Source organism: Nocardia sp. NPDC058176 (assembly GCF_042883805.1).
Classification (GTDB): Bacteria; Actinomycetota; Actinomycetes; order Mycobacteriales; family Mycobacteriaceae; genus Nocardia.
In genome coordinates this window covers 346,868-361,944 of sequence record NZ_JBHVVA010000005.1, presented here as the reverse complement: position 1 = coordinate 361,944, position 15,077 = coordinate 346,868, and the positions used below count along the sequence as shown (strand labels likewise).

The window sequence follows — 15,077 nt, the reverse complement described above, 5'->3', positions numbered from 1 at the left end:
CCTTTCAGAGGGCGACGACGGCGGTGCCGGTGAGGGTGACGGTGCCGTCGGCGAGGGTGACGGTGAGATCGACGGTCGCGCGGCGCTCGCCGTCGACCTCCTCGATCGCGGTGACGATGCCGCGCGCGGTGGGCCGGGCCAGCACGGGCGTGATGGCGGCGAAACGCACGCCGTAGGAGCGGATCGCCGCGGGCGCGACCCACCCGGTGAGCAGGCGGCCCAGGTAGGCCATCGAGAGCATGCCGTGCGCGAACACGTCGTCGAGCCCGGCCGAGCGGGCCACGTCGATGTCGATGTGCATCGGGTTGTGATCGCCGGAGGCACCGGCGAACAGGGCGAGCGTCGTGCGGCTGATCGAGCCGATCTCGAGCGGCGGCAGTTCGGTGCCGACGGTGATACCTGTTGTCGCAGTGCTCATGCGCTCGCTCCACCCGGGTTGCGTACGACGATGACGGAGGTCAGATCGGCGACCGCGCTGCCGTCGGCCCTGGTCACCGTCGTCTCCTTCACGATGAACTGGAGGGCGCCGCCCTTCTTGCTGTAGACGTCGGTGACGCGCGGCGCCGCGGTGACGACATCGCCCGCGTGCGCCACTGAGTGGTAGGTGAACCGCTGCTCACCATGCAGCACGAATCGCAGGTCGATGCCGAGATCGGCGGCCCAGGCGAACGGGTCGGGATTCTCCAGTTCGATGGCGAACAGGAAGGTCGGCGGCACCGGCAGGGTCGCGTGCCCGGCGGCCTGTGCGGCGGTCTCGTCGAAGTAGATCGGGTTCGTCTCGCCGATCGCCTTGGCGAAGAACTTCAGCCTGCCCGCGTCGATGGTCAGTTCGGTGGACGGGAGTTGCCGTCCGATGACGGCGGGATCGAGGGTGGCGGTCATCGTCAGCTCACCTTCTCGTACAACGTGACCACGGCGGCGCCGCCGAGCCCGATGTTGTGCTGCAGCGCGAGATCCACCCCGTCGACCTGCCTGGCCTCGGCCTGCCCGCGCAGCTGCCACACCAGTTCCGCGCACTGGGCCAGGCCGGTCGCGCCGAGCGGGTGCCCCTTCGACAGCAGCCCGCCGGAGGGGTTGGTGACCACGCGACCGCCGTAGGTGTTGTCGCCGTCGGCGATGAACTTCTCGGCGGTGCCCTCCGGGGTCAGGCCGAGCGCTTCGTAGGTGAGCAGTTCGTTGGTGGTGAAGCAGTCGTGCAGTTCGACGACGCGAATGTCGGTGGGGGACACGCCCGCTGCCTCGTACACCTGGTCGGCGGCGGCCTTGGCCATGTCGTAGCCGACGATCTTCGTCATCGACGCGTCGGCGAAGGTGGAGGCGAAGTCGGTCGTCATCGCCTGCGCGGCGATCGCGACATCGGTGCGCAGGCCGTGCTTGCGCGCGTAGTCCTCGCTGACCAGTACCGCGGCCGCCGCGCCGCAGGTCGGTGGGCAGCACTGCAGGCGGGTCAGCGGGCCGTAGATCCGCGGCGAGTCGAGTACCTGCTCGACCGTGATCGGGTCGCGGAACACCGCGTACGGATTATTGGCCGCGTGGCGGCGCGCTTTCACCGAGATCTGGGCGAAGACCGCGGGATCCATCCCGTACTTCTCGGCGTACTCCCGGCCGGCGCCGCCGAAGTACTGGGCCGCGAACGGGGCGTCGTCGGTGCCCTGCACCGCGTGCACGACCTCGTCGAAACTCGCGAACGGCGAGGGCCGGTCGGCCCATTTCGTCCCGAGCGCACCACGTTCCATCTGCTCGAACCCGAGCGCGAGCACCACGTCGGCGACGCCGTGCTCGATCGCCTGCCGAGCCAGGAACAGCGCCGACGACCCGGTCGAACAGTTGTTGTTGACATTGACCACCGGGATCCCGGTGGTGCCCACCCGATACAGCGCCGCCTGCCCCGCCGTCGAATCGCCGTACACGTAGCCGACATACGCCTGCTGCGCCCCGGCGTAGTCCACCCCCGCGTCGGCGAGCGCACGGCGGACCGCTTGCTCGCCCATCAGGTCATAGGTCTGGGCGCGGCTCGGTGTCGTGAAGGGAATCATCCCCACACCCGCGACGAGTACTCGACTCACTACTGCCTCCTCGAAGCTAATTGCGATTCACATAGCAGAGCATAGGCTAAGTGAATCCGCAATAGTCCGAATTGGCGAGATCAACCGCCCAGTCAGCGTCATCGTCTCCAAAGGCGACAGGCTGCCCGCCGCGCCCAGCCCGATGCCGGTGAAGATCAGCAGCCCGATCGCGGACTGGCCGAGGTAGTTGGTCAGCGCGATCCGGCCCGCCGGGGCGAGCACCGAGCGGATCCAGGCGGTGCGTGGACTGTTGGCGTTGTATCGCCACGTGGGTTCCTGGCCCTCGGTCCCGCGCCGCGGATCGATGCGCCCGAGGAATACCGCGATGGACTGCGACAGTGGGCGCACGCCCTGCGCGCGGTCTGCGCCGAGCACCCCTGGATGCCGGAACTACCGATCGCCGGGCCGCCGCGCGGACCCCATACCCCCACCGGGTGGCAGCGACTTCACCTTCGGCCTCGAGCTCATCCTCAACGGCGTCGCCGCGGAGATCGCCGGTTCGTCGAGCTGGCCGGATCGCCCGCCGCGACCGGGGAATTCAGAGTCGACCGGCGACGAAATGGGCCGCGGCGATGGCGTACCAGGCGTAGTTGAGGTGGGCGTTCCAGTCGGTGCCGCCGGGATCGCACACGGGATCGTTGGTGTTGCAGACATCGTAGGTGCGATCGGCCAAGGGGCCGGTGATCGTCTTGCCGATACCGCGAATCGGGTTGCCGAACAACAGCACCGCGGCGATCCGAGGGTGCAGATGGGCAGGCAGGGTCGCCACGATCGGGCCGCCCACCTTGGCGCCCTCGCTGCTGATGCCGATCGCATTGGCCACCACATTGGCGCCCTGGGAGTACCCCACCAGGACGAAACGCTGGTTCGGGCAGGCAGCGGCCTGGTTCACGACGTGCTCCACCAGGTCGCGGTTGCCCGCTTGCACCGACACGGGTTGGTCTCGGTTGGCGGGGTAGTTCACCCGGTACGCGTCCGTCGGTCCTGGCAGCGCGATGTCGAGCGCCGTGTACACCGGGTTTCCGACCAGGGCTCCGAGGTGGTGCCCGCCCAGCCAACCGCCGGGTTCATCGGTACCGCGAGCCGAAACCACCTGGACGTCAGCGCAGCCCGTCGCGGACGCGGTCCCGGCACCGAGCACCGTGCCCGTCGCGACGCCCATGGTCAGGGCGACGGAAACAGCGGCCGACACCGCGGATCGGCGGATTCGTGAAATCCTCATGCGGAAAAAGTAGTTCGGTCCGACCGCTTTTCCGTGGATCCGAGCTGTGTGTCGGCTCCGCGCGTTCCGGGTGTAGATGAGGATCCCTCCCTGGGGTGATGACAGTGTGTGTGGGCCACCCGCAGACTTCCCATCGGACGTGTTCACGACGATGGATCCGGGTGGAGAAATGATGGCGAGAGCCGATGGACCGAGGGTGTCGCGAGTTCTCGTCGTGGCCGCGCTTGTCCTGCTGTGCTGGTGTGGGACGGCCGCTGTCGCGAACGCGGAAGCCGAGAATCCGGCACGCGCGGCCGCGGCCGCCATGGGCGAGCAGTTGCACCGAATCGGCAGTCCCCACGCGGCCTACGCGGTGCTCGACGGCGACACGGTCGTCACCGGTGCGGTCGGTGACGCCGACCAGGACACGCCGTTCGTGATCGGCTCGCTGAGCAAGTCGTTCACCGCGGTGGGGGTGCTGCGCGCGGTGGACGCCGGACTCGTCGACCTGGACCGGCCGGTGACGACCTATCTTCCCGAGTTCACCACCGCCGCGATCACCGTCGCCCAGCTGCTGCATCACACCAGCGGCCTGAGCACGGTGGACGGTGGCAGAGACCTGCTGAATCCCGAGCGAACCCTCGCCCAGCGGGTCGCGCTGGCCCGCGACTTCGAGCCGACGGCACTGCCGGGGGAGACGTTCCAATACTCCAATATCAACTACGCGATCCTCGGATTGTTGCTCGAGCGGGTCTCGGGAAAGACCTACCCCGAATACCTCAGCGACGAAGTGCTCACTCCGCTCGGCCTGTCGAGCACGATCCTCGACGCCGAGACCGCCCGCGCCGCCGGCCTGATCCCCGGCACCGTCTCGTTCTTCGGCCTCGCCCTGCCACGGACACAGAGTGTGTTCCCCGGCGCGCTGGCCGATGGCTACATCATCTCCACGGCCCGAGACCTGCTGTCGTACGCGAGATTTCACCTGGGTGACGGTCGGGGAGTCCTGTCGCCGGAGTCGATGGCGGCCCTGCACACGCCCGGAATCCGCCTGCCCGGCGATCCCGATCCGGTGTCGACCGGCTATGCGATGGGTTGGTACACCGGCGAATCCGAGTCCCACCCAGTGCTGCACCACGAGGGCGACAACTTCGGCTACCGCGCCGACATCGCCTTCTTCCCGGAACTCGGCCGCGCGATGGTCGTGCTGATGGCACGCAACGGCGAGTTGTCGATGGTCGGCACACCGATCAGCGCGGCTCTCCCCGCGCTCGCGGGTGGTCAGGCCCGACCGAGCAATGCGTACACGATGGCCAGCGTGCTCGTCATCGGGTTGGCTGTCGCGCTGATCGTGACGATCGCGTGGACGGTGCTGTCCTACCGACGCCGCTCCCGCAGCCGACGAACACCGAGCCGCACCCTGGCACCGGCGCTGATCCTGACCGGACTGGCACTCGGCGGCACAGCGCTGGCAGCGGCACTTCTGCTGGTCGGCGGACGGATATCGGCGCTGCCGCTCGCCTGGCTGAGCGCCCCCGACGTGACGTTGCTACTGATCGCCTGGCCCGTGGTCCTGATCGCTTCCGGGGCAACGGCTTCGGCCCAAGGTCGCATCCTGGGCCGGACGACCGCGACCCCAGCGGCTCAGCGGGAACTCGCTGGGGTCGACCAGGGCTGACCGAAGGACGGCGATCCCCTATGCGTGAGTCCGCGGACGACCTACTCGGCCGGCGCGGCGCTCGAGCCGGTGAGCAGCGCTTCGATGCCCTTGAGCAGGACGGCCGAGCCGGAGGCGGCGGGCTCGTCTTCGGCGACGGTCGCCGGGGTGGTCGGCGCCGCGCTGGAGCCGGTGAGCAGCGCTTCGATGCCCTTGAGGAGCACGGCCGAGCCGGAGGCGGCGGGCTCGTCTTCGGCGACGGTGGCCGGGGTGGTCGGCGCGGCGCTGGAGCCGGTCAGCAGGGCTTCGATGCCCTTGACCAGGACGGCCGAGCCCGATTCCGGCGCAGGCGGAGTGGTGTCGTCGGCGGCGGCGAAACCGGTGCCGCTCAGGATGATTCCTGCCGCGATAGCGGTGACGCCGAGGATACGCATCTTGCGCATGTGTGATCTCCCTGAAGTTTTTCTGCACCGCACCTGAATGGGCGGCGCGATATACATAGCAGATCGGGCCGGTTCGATGCGGTCGCGATGATTAACAACTGGGAAACCACCTCGTGTGGAGATGGGAACAGCCAACCCTACGACCTGCTGTTATGTCAGCCAAACGTGACCTGTGGCACATTATGGCCCCCGATGCGGCCCCCGTGCGCGGAATTCTGTCGAACCGCATACATTCCGAATTCCTCTTATCGAAGAGGTTTGTTGTCCACATCACATGCGCCACCCTGCTCGCATATGCTGTGCGCGGGTGATGCCCATGGCGAATAACGATATGCGCTGAATAGAAATCAAGCCGATCTCAACGGTTGCGGATCTATTTTGTCCACCGCCGATCGATGAACGAAAGATGAACGTGAATCACTCGAATCGGCTGTCCGGGGTGCCCGATGAACTGCGTCGGACCCTTGGCCTCACCGACGCGGTCGTGATCGGCCTCGGCGCGATGATCGGCGCCGGGATCTTCGCCGCCCTGGCGCCGGCGGCCCGGGCTGCGGGGTCGGGACTGCTGATCGGGCTCGCGGTGGCGGCCGTCGTCGCCTACTGCAACGCCACATCGTCGGCGCGGTTGGCCGCTCGATACCCCGCGTCGGGCGGCACGTATGTGTATGGCAGAGAACGCCTCGGCGAGTTCTGGGGGTATCTGGCGGGGTGGTGCTTCGTGATCGGCAAGACCGCGTCGTGTGCGGCGATGGCGTTGACCGTCGGCGCCTACGCGTGGCCCGCGTACTCCCGCGCGGTCGCGGTGGCCGCGGTCGTCGCACTGACCGCGGTGAACTATCGAGGGATCCAGAAGTCGGCGTGGTTGACCCGGGTCATCGTCGCGGCCGTGCTGGCGGTGCTCACCGGAGTGGTCGTCGCGGCGGTCACCTCCGAAACCGCCGATGTCGCTCGGCTGGAATTCGGTTCCGATGTCACAGTGACAGGAGTGTTGCAGGCGGCCGGGCTGTTGTTCTTCGCCTTCGCCGGCTACGCGCGCATCGCCACCCTGGGTGAGGAAGTGCGCGACCCCGCGCGCACCATCCGCCGGGCGATTCCGCTCGCACTCGGCATCACGGTGCTGGTGTACGCGGCGGTCGTGATCGCGGCCCTGCTGGTGCTCGGTGCGCGGGGGTTGGCCGAGGCGAACGCGCCGCTGACGGAGGTGGTGCGGGTGGCGGGGGTCGGCTGGCTGGAACCGGTGGTGCGGGTCGGTGCCGTCGTCGCCGCCCTCGGCTCGCTGCTCGCCTTGATCCTCGGTGTCTCCCGCACGACCTTGGCGATGGCGCGCGACCGTCATCTGCCCCATGCTCTCGCCGCGGTTCACCCCCGATTCGCGGTACCGCACCGCGCCGAGATCACGGTCGGCGTCATCGTCGCCGTCGCCGCCGCGACCACCGATCTGCGTGCCGCGATCGGATTCTCCTCGTTCGGCGTCCTGCTCTATTACGCCGTCGCCAACGCGGCCGCCTGGACCCTCACCCCGGCCGAGGGCAGGCCGGCCCGGGTGATCCCGGCCCTCGGACTGCTCGGCTGCCTGGCCCTCGCCTGCATGCTCCCGTGGACGTCCGTGCTGACCGGTTCAGCTGTCGTCGTCCTCGGCGCGGTGATATACCTCGCCCGCCGCCACTCCCGCACCCGCGATGCCGCACGGCCGTCAGCTGGGCGACCCGATTGAGGGGACGCAGTAGTCTCGCGAGACTCCGGCATCCGGAGTCGCGGCGGGTGCGTGCGATGGTCGATGAAGGAGCGAGTGGCAATGACGGAAATTCCGGATGCGGTTGTCGGTGGGCTCGGGTCGGCCGTGGTCGAGACGATGCGGTCGGTGCGCGCACGGATACCGGTGCCGCCCGCGGCGACGCTGGGCCGCCTGCGGCTGACGAGCGATGAACTCGGTGCTCATGCGGTCGCCGAGCGGGGGCTTCGCGCCGAGCTTTCGCTGCTCGGGCAGTTGCTGCCGGAACGGATCCTCGGCGCGCTCGAATTGCTGGTCGCCGAACTCGCCGTGCCGCGGATGCCCGAGGTCGGCGCCCTGCTGCCCGTGCGGGACGACGGTAGGCCGGTCATGTTCGGGTACGTCGCGGGCGGCGGTGAGACGACGACAGCGGTCGGCGAACTCGAGGCCTTCCGGCCCGGTGCGCTGGCCTTGGTCGTCGAGCTGTCCGCCCGGGTGAGCGAGCATCCCGACGTTGTCGCACAACTGGATTCGGCTGCCGTGTCCGATCCGACCGCCGTGCTCGACGAGACCACCGTGGCGGCAGCGCACGGCGCGGCCTACCTGTCGCTGGGTGTCGCGGTGGCGGCGATCGTGCTGCGGACACTCGACCAGGGCGACGATCCGGCGACGGTGATCGGCGCAGGCCTGATCGCAGCGTGTCCACTGTTGCGCGCGGCCCCGATGCCCGCTGCCTACGAAGCCGCGCGAATCGCGCAGGCCCGCAACGAGTATCTGTATCCGCGCCGGTCGGCGGGCAGCGTGCGGGCCCGCGACCATCGGTTCGCGCTGACCGAGTCGGAGTTTCCCGATGGCACCGAATTCGGGGACAACGGTCTGGTGACGGTCGCCGGGCCGGGCATCGCGGTGCGCACCGGAACCGCCGACGCGATCGTGTATGTGCAGGTCGAGGTGCTGGAAGTCCCGCCGGCGCAGGTCGACACGTCCGTCTGGGACGAGGTCGTCGACGTCACCTGGACCGCGACCCGCGGCTTGGCATCGGTACTCGGTGCGCCGCAGCACGCGGGCCAGGGCGCAGCCGGTTCGCTCGCGGAGCAGACGCCGCCGTGGCCGGGCACCTACCGCGTGCGGGTACACGCCACCGGCCGCGACCATGCCGATGGCCAGGAGTCCTACAAGCTGACGGTGTGGCAGTCATCCGACATCGACACCGTGGTGCACAAACGCACCGATCTGCTCGGTCACCGTCTGCGCGGCGAAGCCGAACCGCGTGTCGAGGCCAAGCCCGAGGACGCCTATCGCTGGGTGGCGAAGTCCGCGCTCGCCGAAGCCGCGACGATCACCGTTGTCGCCGCGCGGAATCCGGACACCGTTGTCCGCGCCTTCGGTGGCGACCCGGCCACGCCCGAGGCGATGGCGACGCTCGAGGGCCGTGCGATGGAGCACGGCGATCCCTGGCTCGCGGTCGCGCCGGTCGCGGACGGCGTGCTCGCGGTCGAGTACAACGGCTATCAGGGGAGCCACGCGCCGGAGCTGCGCGCGTTGTCGCGGGGCACCCGGGCCGCGTCGATGTACTGGAACATCAACGGCCTGACCCGGTTGTCGTTCGCCGCCGATGGCCGGATCGTCGCCGCCGGGGAACTCGGGGAGCCGTTTCCCGACCCGGTGCTCGAACCGATCCTGCGCGATCTGGATTTCGACGACTACCGGGACCAGATCGCCAAAGGGCTTGTCGCGGTGGAACGTTTCACCGGCATCGCCGTCACCGAGAACGATCTCGCGCGGGTGGAGTCCGCCGGCCTCGGCTTCGCCGTGATCCCGCTGCTCGGCGAGCTCTATCCGGTGCTGCGCCGACCCGACGGATCCCGCGTACAGCAGGGCTACGGCCCCTTGGACGCCGACACCGATCTGCTGGTCGAGCTGCCCGCCGAACGGCAGCGCGCGATGGCGTGGTGGGCCGTGCGCCGAGTCGCCGAACACGTGCGCCTGTCCGATGACCCCGATGTGGTCGCCAGCCTCGAAGCGCGAACCCTGACGCCGGAAGCCGAACTGCGCGCACGCGAATCGTTGCTCGGCGACCGCGCGAACCACGGGTTGTGGTCGGCGATGCACCATGCCACCAATCCCGACCCGCTGGCGGCGGTGATCGGTGCCCTCGAAGCCGCAGGCCGGGTCTGGGGACCGACCTACGCCGCCTTCGCCGACGAAGCCCGAAGTGCCCTCGCCGATTTCCGCCTGCCCGACTAGTGGTGCGGGCCGTTGATCGGCCACAGAAATATCGCCGAAATTATGTGATTTTTATGCCACAACAATTCTGGTGAAATATCCCAACCTGTTCCGGGCACGGTTCGGGGAAATTTTCCTGTGTGCGGCCATGGTGATTTGTTCGATGCCTTGGTGAGCTGTCCACACCTGAACTCGTATCGATGAACCGAGGTAATCGGCGGCTTACCTTCGGAGCGACTTACGAGTCGAATTCCCTTGACCTGTCCGGAAAGGCAGAAACCGCATGACCACAACCCGTGGCCGCCGACGCTCTGTATGTGCGGCAATAATCACGGGCGCCAGCGCACTCGCTGTCGCCCTCGCCGGGTCGGGGGCGACAGCCAGTCCGCCACCCGCCCCCACCGAACAAGCGCTGGCCGATCTGATCGCCTCGGGTCGTCAGGTGGCCGGTCCCAGCGGTAGCGCGGGCACCGGTTCGGCCTGTACCTCCGGCAGTGGTGCGGGTTCGGGGAACGGCTCCGGTGACTGCTACGGCGGTTCGGGTTCGAGCTCGGGTTCCTCGGGTGGCACCTCGACCGATACCGCGGGCGTCGGCCCGGCGCAGACCTCCTGGCTGGCGGCGTTCGCCTACGGCCTGGCCAACGGCGACGTGGCCCCGCCGGGTGCCAACGACTGGAACTGCAAGCCCACCGCCGAGCACCCCCGTCCGGTGGTGTTGCTGCACGGCACCTGGATGAACGCCTACAACGGCTACGCCTACATGGGGCAGCCGATCAAGGACGCCGGATACTGCACGTTCACCTTCAATTACGGGCGATCGAACATCGTCGAGGGCGGCGGTCTCGGTTCGTTCCTGCCCGGAGTGATGGGCACCGGCTACATTCAGGATTCGTCCAAGCAGGTCGCGGCATTCGTGGACAAGGTATTGGCCGCGACCGGCACCGACGAGGTCGATATCGTCGCCCATTCCCAGGGCGGTGCGCTGGCGAACTGGTACACCAAGTTCGACGGTGGTGCGGACAAGGTGAAGAACCTGGTCACCTTCGGTGCCACTCATCATGGCACCAGCCTCGACGGAATCGGCGCGCTGGGCCGCATGGTCAACAATGCCGGCATCGACATCCTGGGTTTCATCGAGATCTTCGTCGGCCATGCCGGTATCCAGCAGACCATCGGTTCGGACTTCGTCAACACCTTGAATGCCAACGGTGACACCGTCGCCGGTGTCGACTACACCGTGGTCGGCACCCGCTACGACGAGGTCACCAATCCCTATGACCTGACCTTCTTGAAGGCCGGCCCGGGGGCGACGGTCAACAACATCACCTTGCAGGAGGGTTGCGAACAGGACATCTCCGACCACCTGACGATGATGTACTCCCCGCGCTCGCTGTCGATCGTGCTGCGTGCCCTCGACCCGGTCGGCAGCCCGAACCTGGTGTGCGAGTTCAACCCCTGGCTGATCGGCGGTGGTGGTTCCCTGTAGATCGGACACCTGGTGTCACAGTGACGAGATGGTCGGGTGCGCCGCGGTTCAGCTTGCCGCGGCGCACCCGACTTCGTCAGTGGCGCATCTCGGCCAGCGCGTTCTCGAGTACCGAGGAGAGATCGCGGGATTCGAGATGACTCAGCGGCGCGGATCGCTCCGGATCGGTGGTGTAGTCGTTTTCGTTGACGCTCAGCAGGTATCGGCTGAAGCTGTGGCGCTGGCCGGTGACCATCGACACCAGCGCCGCGTCCAGTCGCGGCGTCCGGAACGGGATCGGGACGAGTAGTCGGCGCCGTCGCAGCTGCTGGGCGATGGCATGGATCAACTCCGCGTGGGTGGGTTCGCCGCAGGACAGAGCATCGAGGATACGGCCGGCCAGGTTCTCGTCGGTTGCCGCGGTGATCATCGCGGCGGCCACCGTGTCGGGGTCGCTGACCGCGACCCGGTTGTGCCGCCACGGCCCCAGCGGAATGACCGGAAAGCGTTGTACCAGCCGCGAATAGGGCAGCATGCCTCGGGAACCGGGCGCTGCCACCATCCCGGCCCGCACCACGGTGGTCCCGGCGATCCCGTCGAGCAGGATCTGTTCGACCGCGAGGCGATTGCGTTGGTAGGCAGGGGGATCAACGCCATCGGGCGGCGCCAGGGTGGTGAGGAATATGCAACGGGGCAGGTCGGCGGCCGTGGCGGCTTCCACGAACCGGCGCGCCGCGGTGGTGTCGCGGCGGTCGATATTTCTGTCGGCGGCGTCCAGGGCATGGACGAAGTAGAAGGCCACATCGATTCCGGTGAGAGCTTCGGTGAGCCCGTGTCCGGTGACGACATCGCCGCGCACGACCTCGTGCAAGCCGGTGATCGCGCGGTCGGGGTCGCGCACCAGTCCTCGGACCCAGTGGCCCTGTTGCACCAGCTGCCGCGTCAGGTGGCCACCGTTGTCTCCGCTGGCGCCGACGACGAGCGCCTTCATCACTGACCGTCTGCTCGTCATCGAAAGCTCCATCTGTCGCATAACTGCTGGTCGTCGCCGCGGTGAGACCTTCGAATCCAAGCTAACATAAGAAATTGAAGTGAGCTAGATGATTATGAAGTCTTGACAAGTATTCGATGCCTCGCGTGGTAGTTTCGGCCGCATGGTGCGACGTTCCTATGGGCAGTACTGCGGCCTCGCGCACGCTCTCGACGTCGTCGGAGAACGCTGGACGCTGCTGATCGTGCGGGAGCTGATGTCGGGCCCGAAGCGCTACTCCGACCTCGAAGGTGCCCTGGACGGCATCGGCACGAGCCTGCTCGCCACCCGGGTCAGACAGCTCGAATCCGACGGACTCCTGCGCCGCCGCCTCCTCGACCCACCCGTGAACGCGGTGGCCTACGAACTCACCGCCGGCGGACGAGAGCTGGCGCATGCGGTGATCCCCTTGGCGCTGTGGGGAGCTCGCTACTTCATGGGCGAGCAACGACCGCCGACCGAGCGCTTCCGCGCCGAGTGGGCACTGGTCTTCCTGGCCGACTCGTTCGAACCCGAGCAGCTGCGAAACATCAACGCCGAGTACGAATTCCACATAGAAGACACCACCGCCCGCCTACGCATCGCCGACGGCCATGCCGAAATCCTTACCGGCACAACCGAGGTTCCCCCCGCCGCGATCCTACGATCCGACGCCGCCACCACCGCCGCGATCGCAGGCGGACGCCTGACCCTCGCCGACGCGGTCGTCGAGGGACGAATCGTCGCCGAGGGTGATCCCGAACCGCTACAGACTCTCCTGACCTTGCTGGACACCCAGCTGAGGTCTTTGCGCGCACAGTCCGACCGCACCGAGAACGCTGACGATACGTCGATCTGACAGCGTGTTGCGGCGTCCGAGATCGCGTATCGAACTGCCTCACGTTATGGCCTGCCCACCCCTCGGATCACCATCAGTGGCCGTCGAGGACAGACGTGGCGAGATCGAGCAGTTCTGTCGGCCGCCTGGCCAACGCCGCCACGGGCAGCAGCGCATAGCGCCGTCAGCCAAGCACGCGCGACAGAACCTCGGCTGTCCATTCCACGTATTCGACGTGCGCACCATCCGGGTGTCGCGCGTACACCACCCGGCCCGTCGCCGACACGATCGGCCCGCTGGTGATCTCACCGCCGATCTCGGTGACGAACTGCGTCGCCGCGTCGAGATCGTCCACGATCACCGGCCCGACGGTGCCGCGATACCCGCTGACCGCATCCTCCGAGCCCGCGACGACGAGGAAGTCGCCGACGGCGGCGATCTCGGCTTGTTCGAACCGGAAGCGCAGATCCGCCGGAGCCCCGACAAGCCTTTCGTAGACCGGAAGCGCTCGATCGAGATCGGTGACGAACAGGCGGGCGTAGGTCTTGAGAATCTTCACCGGTCCGACGGTATGCGGTATGCGGCAGAGAAGTGCGTTCAGCTCGACTGTCTGGTCGAGCACAGCAGGATTCGCCTGTCGTCGGTGTGCTCGTGCGCCCGCAGTCGGTGATCGTCGAGCCACCGCAGCCCGAGAGCTTCGCGGCCGTGATATCTCTTCTTCGAAGAAAGTAGCCACCGTCATAGCACCCGCGCCGACAGTGAGCAGGGCCAGTGTGGAATGGAATGCCATGGCGTGCAACGGAAGCGCGAGTGAGTACATGAGAGTCCACGAAGGCCAGTCGAGCCCGGACGAAACGCACTGAATCGGTGTGATCGGACGTTCGACCGCGGCTGGCCGCCACCCCAGGTCCCCCGGTCGGGACTATTCGAGTCGGACCGGCGGCAACGCCCAGGTGGCGTCGGACTCGCCGAGTTCGTGACGGGGCACGCAGGCGCGGGCGAGCACCTCGAGAACGCGCTCCGGGTCACATCCGTACACGCCCGCTCCGAATGCGCTGTTGGCTTCGACGACTGCCCAACCGCGTCCTTCGATGAGGCCGACATCGATGACCACGGCTGGTGGGGCGGGTGCTACGGCAAGCAATTGCTCGACGCACGTCTCGGCGGCGGATCGCTCCTCGGCGGTCAGCGACCAATCGCCTTCTGTGTAGTTCCCCTCACGAAGGTAGGGCGAGCATGTCAGCACGCGACCGTGCAGGACGAAGCAGCGGATCTCCACCTGCCAGGCCACCGGCTCCGCCATGTATACCGGTGTGTCATCCGGGCACGCGGCGTCGGACGGGAGTCCCGCACCTGCGCGGTACAACTGGCCGGCGAAGCCCTTCCGTCCGTCGGCAGGTTTGACAAAGACGGGGCCCGGATGAGCCCGCGCCGCAGCCAGAGTCGACACCCACAGTTCACGACGCAGGAACCGCGAGGGTAGTCCGGGTAGCCAATCCGCTGGCACGTCGAGAAGTGCGAGGCCGAGTTGTCCGGCCACGGCTTCGGCGAACAGCATTTCGCCGTAGACGGCAGCCGGTCCCGTCACCATGTCCGGCGGTATACGCCATCCGGACAAACGCAGCACCTGCCAGCCGGCACGTCCGGCTGCCGCCCGTACGAGGATGGAATCGTCGGTGAAGCGAGGGGACAGGATCAAGGTCGGCACCGCCAGCACAGTAGGACAAGCGGTAGCGTCCAGCGACCGAATAGACCACGAGCGCAATTGGTGGTGGCCCGCTACGAACCTCGGGTGACTTCGTGCACATGGGCTTTGACGTAGGTACCGGCTGTGCGAGTGGTCTTTCCGCGGTGCCCGGCGAAAGCTCGTGCCACGGCGCCCTGTGATCGGGCATCCGTGCCGCCCCGTGATGCTCGGTTCGTGCGAGCTGTCGCCATCCCGTCGACAAGGTTCTTGTTAGCCGATCGGGGAACGGCGAATACCGATAGCGGGCCGTAGATGCGTTTCCTCAACCCGGTCAGCGGTGGAGTCAGGCTCGATCATCGCTGATCACTCCGTGTCAGCAACATGACCTGCCCGGTGCTCGGCTGATCAAAAGTGGCACAGCTGCCACCTGTGAAGCATGTTTACGCAGGCCACGGTCATACGTGGGTGCTCCTGGGTGTGCGAGCGCACTCGAACACTCCGAGGCCCTGATCTGGCCCGAAAGCCAGGAATCTGTGCGCGAGAGGGGACTTGAACCCCTACGTCCGTGGACACCAGAACCTAAATCTGGCGCGTCTGCCAATTTCGCCACTCGCGCTTGGATGTGTACGACCGTCCAAACTCTACCGGGCAGAAGCGGCTGGGCGAAGCGTTGGGGCGGCGTGGCGTACTGGTCGGTAACACGACCTGGGGTTATAACGATTCGGTAACCCTCAATGTGAGGGGCACTCATGTTTTGGAATCGGACAGTGGGCGCTC

Annotated in this window: 14 protein-coding genes and 1 tRNA gene; 5 read left to right on the top strand and 10 right to left on the bottom strand. The window is 67.4% G+C overall.

Annotated elements, in window-relative coordinates:
- Positions 1-4 precede the first annotated feature (4 nt).
- The 5 genes from ACFVVM_RS26045 to ACFVVM_RS26025 form a co-directional block, all read right to left on the bottom strand.
- Positions 5-418 carry a MaoC/PaaZ C-terminal domain-containing protein gene (locus ACFVVM_RS26045; protein ID WP_387623237.1) on the bottom strand — a complete coding sequence of 138 codons (414 nt, stop codon included), beginning with the start codon at positions 416-418 and terminating at the stop codon, positions 5-7.
- Complete coding sequence (locus ACFVVM_RS26040) at positions 415-882, bottom strand: MaoC family dehydratase N-terminal domain-containing protein (RefSeq protein ID WP_387623234.1); 468 nt, start codon at positions 880-882, stop codon at positions 415-417. Before ACFVVM_RS26040 ends, ACFVVM_RS26045 begins: the two co-directional genes overlap by 4 nt.
- Positions 883-884: 2 nt before the next feature.
- Entirely contained in the window at positions 885-2,066 is a 1,182-nt protein-coding gene (locus ACFVVM_RS26035; protein ID WP_387623232.1) for a lipid-transfer protein, read from the bottom strand.
- 27 nt (positions 2,067-2,093) lie between these two features.
- Positions 2,094-2,441: a DUF418 domain-containing protein gene (locus tag ACFVVM_RS26030; protein WP_387623229.1), complete on the bottom strand. Its 348-nt coding sequence runs from the start codon at positions 2,439-2,441 to the stop codon at positions 2,094-2,096.
- 163 nt (positions 2,442-2,604) lie between these two features.
- Positions 2,605-3,288 (bottom strand): cutinase family protein, encoded by a 684-nt coding sequence (locus tag ACFVVM_RS26025; protein ID WP_387623226.1) that lies wholly within the window; start codon positions 3,286-3,288, stop codon positions 2,605-2,607.
- A gap of 196 nt (positions 3,289-3,484) precedes the next feature.
- On the opposite strand from ACFVVM_RS26025, the gene ACFVVM_RS26020 reads away from it, so the two are divergent.
- Positions 3,485-4,942, top strand: coding sequence for a serine hydrolase domain-containing protein (locus tag ACFVVM_RS26020; RefSeq protein ID WP_387623223.1), 1,458 nt, complete (start codon positions 3,485-3,487; stop codon positions 4,940-4,942).
- Positions 4,943-4,983: 41 nt separating this feature from the next.
- Here the strand turns inward: ACFVVM_RS26020 and ACFVVM_RS26015 are convergent, their stop codons facing one another.
- Positions 4,984-5,364 (bottom strand): hypothetical protein, encoded by a 381-nt coding sequence (locus ACFVVM_RS26015; protein ID WP_387623220.1) that lies wholly within the window; start codon positions 5,362-5,364, stop codon positions 4,984-4,986.
- Between the two features lie 406 nt (positions 5,365-5,770).
- On the opposite strand from ACFVVM_RS26015, the gene ACFVVM_RS26010 reads away from it, so the two are divergent.
- From ACFVVM_RS26010 to ACFVVM_RS26000, 3 genes are all read left to right on the top strand, one after another.
- Complete coding sequence (locus ACFVVM_RS26010; protein ID WP_387623218.1) at positions 5,771-7,078, top strand: APC family permease; 1,308 nt, start codon at positions 5,771-5,773, stop codon at positions 7,076-7,078.
- Between the two features lie 81 nt (positions 7,079-7,159).
- Positions 7,160-9,322, top strand: coding sequence for a DUF6461 domain-containing protein (locus tag ACFVVM_RS26005; protein WP_387623215.1), 2,163 nt, complete (start codon positions 7,160-7,162; stop codon positions 9,320-9,322).
- Between the two features lie 262 nt (positions 9,323-9,584).
- The gene (locus ACFVVM_RS26000; RefSeq protein WP_387623212.1) at positions 9,585-10,787 is read left to right on the top strand and encodes an esterase/lipase family protein; all 1,203 of its coding nucleotides are present in this window, start codon (positions 9,585-9,587) and stop codon (positions 10,785-10,787) included.
- A 76-nt stretch (positions 10,788-10,863) separates the two neighbouring features.
- Here the strand turns inward: ACFVVM_RS26000 and ACFVVM_RS25995 are convergent, their stop codons facing one another.
- Complete coding sequence (locus tag ACFVVM_RS25995) at positions 10,864-11,778, bottom strand: NAD(P)H-binding protein (RefSeq protein ID WP_387623209.1); 915 nt, start codon at positions 11,776-11,778, stop codon at positions 10,864-10,866.
- Positions 11,779-11,920: 142 nt separating this feature from the next.
- On the opposite strand from ACFVVM_RS25995, the gene ACFVVM_RS25990 reads away from it, so the two are divergent.
- Entirely contained in the window at positions 11,921-12,634 is a 714-nt protein-coding gene (locus tag ACFVVM_RS25990) for a winged helix-turn-helix transcriptional regulator (RefSeq protein WP_387623206.1), read from the top strand.
- Positions 12,635-12,797: 163 nt separating this feature from the next.
- On the opposite strand, the gene ACFVVM_RS25985 is transcribed toward ACFVVM_RS25990, so the two are convergent.
- From ACFVVM_RS25985 to ACFVVM_RS25975, 3 genes are all read right to left on the bottom strand, one after another.
- Positions 12,798-13,235 (bottom strand): VOC family protein, encoded by a 438-nt coding sequence (locus ACFVVM_RS25985; protein WP_387623203.1) that lies wholly within the window; start codon positions 13,233-13,235, stop codon positions 12,798-12,800.
- 300 nt (positions 13,236-13,535) lie between these two features.
- On the bottom strand, positions 13,536-14,321 hold the full coding sequence (locus tag ACFVVM_RS25980) for an ATP-grasp domain-containing protein (RefSeq protein WP_387623201.1): 786 nt from the start codon (positions 14,319-14,321) through the stop codon (positions 13,536-13,538).
- A gap of 513 nt (positions 14,322-14,834) precedes the next feature.
- A tRNA-Leu gene (locus ACFVVM_RS25975) sits at positions 14,835-14,916 on the bottom strand.
- Positions 14,917-15,077: the final 161 nt, after the last annotated feature.